At 67.7% G+C, this 6,532-nt stretch carries 9 protein-coding genes; 3 read left to right on the forward strand and 6 right to left on the reverse strand.

What is annotated here, in order from left to right; all coding sequences use genetic code 11:
* The first annotated feature begins 308 nt into the window (after positions 1-308).
* Both AB0M93_RS21710 and fxsT read left to right on the forward strand, forming a co-directional pair.
* On the forward strand, positions 309-677 hold the full coding sequence (locus tag AB0M93_RS21710) for a hypothetical protein (protein ID WP_364275971.1): 369 nt from the start codon (positions 309-311) through the stop codon (positions 675-677).
* Positions 678-796: 119 nt separating this feature from the next.
* Positions 797-2,890, forward strand: coding sequence for an FxSxx-COOH system tetratricopeptide repeat protein (gene fxsT / locus AB0M93_RS21715; RefSeq protein WP_364276152.1), 2,094 nt, complete (start codon positions 797-799; stop codon positions 2,888-2,890).
* Positions 2,891-2,943: 53 nt separating this feature from the next.
* Here the strand turns inward: fxsT and AB0M93_RS21720 are convergent, their stop codons facing one another.
* From AB0M93_RS21720 to AB0M93_RS21740, 5 genes are read right to left on the reverse strand one after another with little or no spacing between them, the layout of a single operon-like run.
* Positions 2,944-3,225, reverse strand: a complete 282-nt coding sequence (locus AB0M93_RS21720) for a helix-turn-helix domain-containing protein (RefSeq protein ID WP_364275972.1) — start codon at positions 3,223-3,225, stop codon at positions 2,944-2,946.
* Positions 3,222-3,425 (reverse strand): hypothetical protein, encoded by a 204-nt coding sequence (locus AB0M93_RS21725; protein ID WP_364275973.1) that lies wholly within the window; start codon positions 3,423-3,425, stop codon positions 3,222-3,224. Before AB0M93_RS21725 ends, AB0M93_RS21720 begins: the two co-directional genes overlap by 4 nt.
* Positions 3,426-3,474: 49 nt before the next feature.
* The gene (locus AB0M93_RS21730) at positions 3,475-3,771 is read right to left on the reverse strand and encodes a hypothetical protein (RefSeq protein ID WP_364275974.1); all 297 of its coding nucleotides are present in this window, start codon (positions 3,769-3,771) and stop codon (positions 3,475-3,477) included.
* Complete coding sequence (locus AB0M93_RS21735; RefSeq protein WP_364275975.1) at positions 3,768-3,965, reverse strand: hypothetical protein; 198 nt, start codon at positions 3,963-3,965, stop codon at positions 3,768-3,770. Before AB0M93_RS21735 ends, AB0M93_RS21730 begins: the two co-directional genes overlap by 4 nt.
* Positions 3,962-4,204, reverse strand: coding sequence for a hypothetical protein (locus tag AB0M93_RS21740; RefSeq protein WP_364275976.1), 243 nt, complete (start codon positions 4,202-4,204; stop codon positions 3,962-3,964). Before AB0M93_RS21740 ends, AB0M93_RS21735 begins: the two co-directional genes overlap by 4 nt.
* Positions 4,205-4,277: 73 nt before the next feature.
* On the opposite strand from AB0M93_RS21740, the gene AB0M93_RS21745 reads away from it, so the two are divergent.
* Positions 4,278-5,429 carry a helix-turn-helix transcriptional regulator gene (locus AB0M93_RS21745; protein WP_364275977.1) on the forward strand — a complete coding sequence of 384 codons (1,152 nt, stop codon included), beginning with the start codon at positions 4,278-4,280 and terminating at the stop codon, positions 5,427-5,429.
* A gap of 120 nt (positions 5,430-5,549) precedes the next feature.
* Here the strand turns inward: AB0M93_RS21745 and AB0M93_RS21750 are convergent.
* A partial coding sequence (locus tag AB0M93_RS21750) for a tetratricopeptide repeat protein (protein ID WP_364275978.1) occupies positions 5,550-6,532 on the reverse strand: 983 nt, incomplete at its 5' end.

The following is a 6,532-nucleotide window of genomic DNA, read 5'->3' on the forward strand; positions in this document are numbered from 1 at the left end:
GTCGACTGAATAGCCGTCACGTCGCTCGTTCTGAGTCGCCTGCCATTGTTGCGGGACCACCACGTTGCCAGTCGTGGGACCACCGACAGCAGCGCGGAAGTGGAACAGGTTGTTGTGCTGGCCTTTGGCAAGCGCAGGGTTCCCCGAACGATCGATGAGCGGCTACTGAGGGTGTCTTCGCTACGGCCTGGAATTCTTGCGCTGGTGTAGCGCTCGGCGGCTGATCCACGACTAGTTCGTACAGGTGGGTTGTGCTGTGCGGGTGGGACGTAGGGGGTTGTGTGGCCGGTCGTAAGCGGGGTTGGTGGTTGGCTGTTGCCGGCGGTGTGGCAGCGGGTGGCGTGGTGGTGTGGGCGGTGTTGCGGTTCGGGCTGCTCGCCTGGCTGGGTGATAAAGGCAGCAATGCCCGGCCGGTCGTGGAGGCATTGAGCTGGCTCGCGGGCATCGGCGGCCTGCTGGTCGGGGTGGCGGCATTAGTGATCGCGGTGCGGCAGGGGCGTGCCACCGCTGCCGATGCCTCTGCTGCCGAGCCGGTGCCGTCGCAATCTGCTTCGAATCAGGGCGTGATCATCACTGGGGGTGTGTCGGGCAATTCCGGTTCGGGCCCGACGGTGGGGGTTAACTTCGGGCAGGTGGGTGGTGCGCCACCGGACCCTCCGCCGCCGGCGCGGGGGTAGGCCATCCCGCGTCGGCGGCCTGGCCGGTGTCGGTCGAGGGCGGCGTCCGTAGCGCCGGTGGTCCTGCGGTGGGGGTTGTGCAGGGTGACTTGGTGGTCAACCCTTCGGGCGGACCGGTGATGGAGACGCTCCCGGCCGTACCAGGGGTGGGACGTGTCCCCGCAGAGCCGGGCGTGTTCGTGGGCAGAACACGCGAGCTGGCGCGGCTGGAGTCGGTGGTGGCCCGGTCGGGTGGTCGTGCGGTGGTAGTGGCGGTACACGGCTTGGGTGGGATCGGCAAAAGCACCCTGGCCGCCCGGTTCGCCGAATTGCACATCAACCGGTTTTCAGTGGTGTGGTGGGTAACGGCGGATTCACCAGCGGCGATCGAGACGGGCTTGGCGGAGTTGGCCGCCGCGCTGGCACCGGAGACGGCGACGCTGCCGGCGGAGCAGCGGGTGGAGCTGGGTGTGCAGTGGCTGGCGACCCACGAGGACTGGTTGCTGCTGCTGGACAACGTGACCAGCCCACAGGACGCGGCGGCGCTGTTGAGCAGGGTGCGGACAGGCACGGTGGTGATCACCAGCCGTCAGCGCTCGGGATGGCGGACCGTGAAGACGGTGCCGCTGGATGTGCTCACCGCCGACGAGGCGGTGCAGCTGCTGATTCGGATCGTGCGGTCGGAGTGGCCGGACGCGGACCTGGCTGGCGCGGACCGGCTGTGCCGCGAGCTGGGGTGGCTGCCGCTGGCGGTCGAGCAGGCGGCCGCCTACCTGGCCCAGACCCGCACCAACCCCACTACCTATCTCGACTTGCTGGCGCGGTTTCCGGCGCGGATGTTCACCACGACGACGGAGGGCGGTGACGCGCAGCGGACGATGGCCAGAATCTGGCACCTCACCCTCGACCGCCTCGCCGACACCCCGGCCGCGGGACGGGTACTGCGGCAACTCGCCTGGTTCGCCCCGGACTCCATCCCCCGGGACCTACTGGCCCGTGAGCTGGGGGAACCGCAGCTGTCCGAGGCGCTGGGCCGCCTGGCCGCTTACAGCATGGTCACCCTGACCGGAAACACCGTGGCCGTGCACCGTCTGGTTCAAGCGGTCACCCGCACACCCGACCCTACCGACCCGCACCGTCAGCCCGCCGACATCGCCACCGCCCGCGACAACACCGCGACCTTCCTGGAGGCCGCCCTCTCCGACCTGGACCCGGACACTCCCGCCGACTGGTTCGCCTACCGGTTGGTCCTGCCCCATGGACGGGCTCTGTTGGAACACACCACGCCCGACACCGACACCACGCAGACCAGCCGCCTACTCAACAGTCTGGGCCTCTACCTCAGCGGGCAGGGCGACGTCGGTACCGCCATTGGCTACTTCATCCGCGCCTGCGACAGCTTCCAGCGCCTCTACGGCCCCGACCACACAAACACGTTGACCTCGCGGAACAACCTGGCCACCGCCTACCGGGAAGCGGGTGATCAGGAGCGGGCGATCCCGCTGTTCGAGGCCACCCTCGCCGACTACGAGCGGGTATTGGGCCCCGACCACCCCAACACGCTGACCTTGCGGAACAACCTGGCCTACGTCTACCAGGCGTCGGGTGATCAGGAGCGGGCGATCCCGCTGCACGAGGCCACCCTCGCCGATCGGGAGCGGGTATTGGGCCCCGACCACCCCAACACGCTGATCTCGCGGAACAACCTGGCCTACGCCTACCAGATGGCCGGTGACATGGAGCGGGCGATCCCGCTGCACGAGGCCACCCTCGCCGATCGGAACCGGGTACTGGGTCCCGACCACCCCGACACGCTGATCTCGCGGAGCAACCTTGCGGGCGCCTACGAGTCGGCGGGCGATATGGAGCGGGCGATCCCGCTGCACGAGGCCACCCTCGCCGATCGGAACCGGGTACTGGGTCCCGACCACCCCGACACGCTGACCTCGCGGAACAACCTGGCCTACGCCTACCAGATGGCCGGTGACACGGAGCGGGCGATCCCGCTGCACGAGGCCACCCTCGCCGATCGGAACCGGGTACTGGGCGCCGACCACCCCGACACGCTGGGCTCGCGGAACAACCTGGCCGGAGCCTACGAGTCGGCGGGTGATCTGGAGCGGGCGATCCCGCTGTTCGAGGCTACCCTCGCCGACAGCGAGCGGGTACTGGCCCCCGACCACCCCTTAACCAGGACTATCCGCTCAAACCTCGACAGAGCGCGACCATCCTGAAGCCGCGACCGTGCGCGGGTGGACTGCTGCTCAAAGGCGGTGCGCAGGTAGCTTTAGGCGCGTCCGGTGCGGTCGATCAAGTCGCGGTCGTGGGACCGGCGGGCTAGGTCGATGAGGTGTTCGCGCACCTGCTGCGGTGCTCGCAGGGCGCCGAGGATGTGCGCCACGATGGTGTCTTGTGGCGCACGCTGGCCGAGTTCGTAACTCGACAGGTCAGCGGGGCGGATGTCGGCCATGTCGGCGAGCCGGCGCAGGCCGATGCCGCGCTCGTTGCGGGCTTCGCGCAGACCACCGCCCAGGGCGATGACGGCTGGTCGCAGGGCAGGTTCGGTCACGGTTCAGACTGCTCCGTTCGGTCGTGGTTCTCGGTGTCGAGTGCGTTGAGCAGGGCAAATGGCTCGAGTTCAGTGCCATCGAGGTCGCCCGCGCGGCGGATGAGGGCGACGCCGATATGGACAAGTTGGCGGCCGAGTGTGCGTAGGCCGGCGGCGTAGGCTGCGTCGTCCGGCTGGAGGGCCAGCAGTTCGACCGTCACACTTCCGATCTTGGAATTGACCTTCGAGAGCGAGGCGAGCAGTTGCCGGTCACGAGCGTGCACCTGGCACCCCGATTCGCCGGTGCTCGTTCTGGGCCGCGCAGACCGGGCACACACGGCCGGGCCTCGGGATGATCCGGTGGCGGCTGATGCTGGGCCGGTCGTGTTCCAGCGGGAACCGGACCTCGGCCAGACACCAAGGCAGCAGCATGAACAGCCGCGCGTTGGCCATCTGCGAATGCAGGTAGAGGTGAGCCCACCCGTCGCCGCCGGTGAACTCGTGCCACTCCCAGAAGTCCTGGTGTGAGCCGGTGCCGGTCATCGGCCCGTCGTCCAACGCGGTCATCGAAGTCCCCGCTCGACGTCGAACACACGGAGATCGGCGGCGGCCTGTTCCCAGTCGGCATCGGTCATGTCGGCGTGCGTCTTCGGACGCTGATAATTGTCGAGATTGATCTCGTTGAGCCGCTGACCACCCGAGTTGAACAGCGACGCACCACACCAGAACGTCGGCCGGTCGTCCAAACGCTCCGCAGTCATGGCGCCTTGCACCCCGGAGCTGTGCGAGCGTCGTCGCGCAGCGAGACGGTCAACGCCTCGCCCAGCTGGTTCCGAAGCTGCGCGGCCGACTCGGCGGTGAACAGGATCGGTTCGCCCGGAGACGTCGAGTTGGTCAGCGCGATCCGGCCGTCTTCCCGTACCTCGACCTCGGCGTGTGCCGGACCGCCGAGCTGGTCGACACCCTCGGTTGTCTGTCGCGTACGTCGTCGATCACGCATAGTTAGTGACCTTACAAAGGTGCAGGTCACAAACGTTTCCTGCTGGGAAACCCAAATCTGTACCCTGAGACGCATGGACTCGATCGGCATCACGATCCGCCGGCTTCGCCGTTGGCGTGGCCTGTCCCTCGAACAACTCGCCGGCCTATCCGGCCTGTCGAAGGGCTACCTGTCCAAGATCGAAAACGAGCGCACAGCGATCGACAAGCGCTCAACCCTGGTCGCAATCGCCGGCGCGCTCCGCGTCAGCCTCTCCGACATCACCGGCGACGGACTGGAGATCCGCGACCCCCAGGCCGACTCCGCCATCCCCGCCATCCGTGACGCCCTGCTGAGCACCGACCTCGACGGCACCGAGCCGCCGATCGGCGACCTTGCGCAGCTGCTGTCCGAAACACAGCTGGTCGCCGCTCTGCGGCAGGCGAACCAGGACGCCGAGGTCGGCGCCCGGCTCCCCGAACTGCTGCTGGCCCTGCACACCCACGTCGACAAGCCGGACGCGCTCCGCTCGCTCGTCACCGCCACCCACACCACGGCCCTGCTCACGAAGGGCCTCGGCGCGTTCGAGCTGGCCTGGATCGCCGCCGACCGCGGCCACGAGGCAGCGCAGCGGCTCGGCGAACCAGGCTGGATCGCCCTCGCCGAGTTCGCTCGCACACAGGCCCTATCCGGCCTCGGTGCGCACAAGCGAGCGTCCAAGCTCGCGGAGCGCGCCCTGGACTACGTGCCGGCCGACGCCTACGACGTGCGCGGCGCGCTCACCCTCACCACCGGTTACACCGAATCCGTCCTGGGCGGCGACGCAACCGCAGCGCTCGACGAAGCCGCCGGCCTGGCCGAGCACGTCGAGTACGGCAACCGGAACTTCCTGCTGTTCAGCCCGGCCAACGTCGTGCTCTGGCGCATCTCATCAGCCCTCGAACGCGGCGACCACGCCGAAGCCGCCCGACTGTCCGCGACCGTCGACCCAGCCGAGCTCACCATCGACTCGCGCCGCACAACATTCTTGATCGAGCACGCCCGCGCGCTCTACGGCATCCATCAGCCTGATGAGGAAGTGCTGGCGCTCCTGGTCCAGGCCGAGAAGCTGGGGCACATCCGAACCCGGACTAATCCGTTCGTCCGGGAGATCATCTCGACGATGCTGGCCCGGGCGCGACGCGAAGGCGTAGCCCGCGAGGTCCGCGGCATGGCCGACCGGATGGGTCTGATCAAAGCCTCTTAGTATAGGAATCGCCGCCCAAACCGACCGTGGCCATGAGTTCGGGCAATCAGCTGCGGCCCTGGACTCGCTGGAACATGGCCGACAGCGTGGTCGCCGACTGGTACGGAGCTAAGCGCGCTCTCAATCAGCCTCGTTGGTCCCGAATTTGGCCAGCCGGTCCCGCAGTGAGTCAGTTCGTTCGCTGTCACCCGCGTCCTCGAAAGCTGCTACAGCGTTGCTCCACGCATGCGCTGCCTCCCTGATCCGCTCACTGTGCGCCAGTGCGTTGCCGAGGTTGGTCCAGGCCTTGGCTTCGCCGTGGCGGTCTCCGAGTTCGTGGAAGAGGTCGCGGGCGTTCTGGTGGGCGGTGATGGCTTCGTCGAACTGCCGCACCTCTTGCAGTGCGGCACCGACGTTATTCCACGTGATCGCTTCGCCGTGGCGGTCTCCGAGTTCCTGACAGATCTCGATGTCGTTCTGGTAGGCGGTGATGGCTTCGTCGAACTGCCGCACCTCCAGCAATGCGTTCCCCAGGTTGGTCCAGGCCCTGCCTTCGCCGTGGCGGTCTCCGAGTTCGTGCATGAGGTCGCGGGCGTTCTGGTGGGCGGTGATGGCTTCGTCGAACTGCCGTACCCCTCGCAGTGCGTTCCCGAGGTTGTTCCAGGCCCTGCCTTCCCTGTGGCGGTCTCCGAGTTCGTGGAAGAGGTCGCGGGCGTTCTGGTGGGCGGTGATGGCTTCGTCGAACTGCCGCACCTCTTGCAGTGCGTTCCCGAGGTTGGTCCAGGCCCTGCCTTCGCTGTGGCGGTCTCCGAGTTCGTGGAAGAGGTCGCGGGCGTTCTGGTGGGCGGTGATGGCTTCGTCGAACTGCCGCACCTCTTGCAGTGCGGCACCGAGGTTGGTCCAAGTCGCGGCTTCGCTGTGGCGGTCTCCGAGTTCGTGGAAGAGGTCGCGGGCGTTCTGGTGGGTGGTGATGGCTTCGTCGAACTGCCGCACCTCTTGCAGTGCGGCACCGAGGTTGATCCAGGCCTTGGCTTCGCCGTGGCGGTCTCCGAGTTCGTGGAAGAGGTCGCGGGCGTTCTGGTGGGTGGTGATGGCTTCGTCGAACTGCCGCACCTCTTGCAGTG

The organism is Amycolatopsis sp. NPDC051102, from assembly GCF_040682815.1.
Classification (GTDB): domain Bacteria; phylum Actinomycetota; class Actinomycetes; order Mycobacteriales; family Pseudonocardiaceae; genus Amycolatopsis.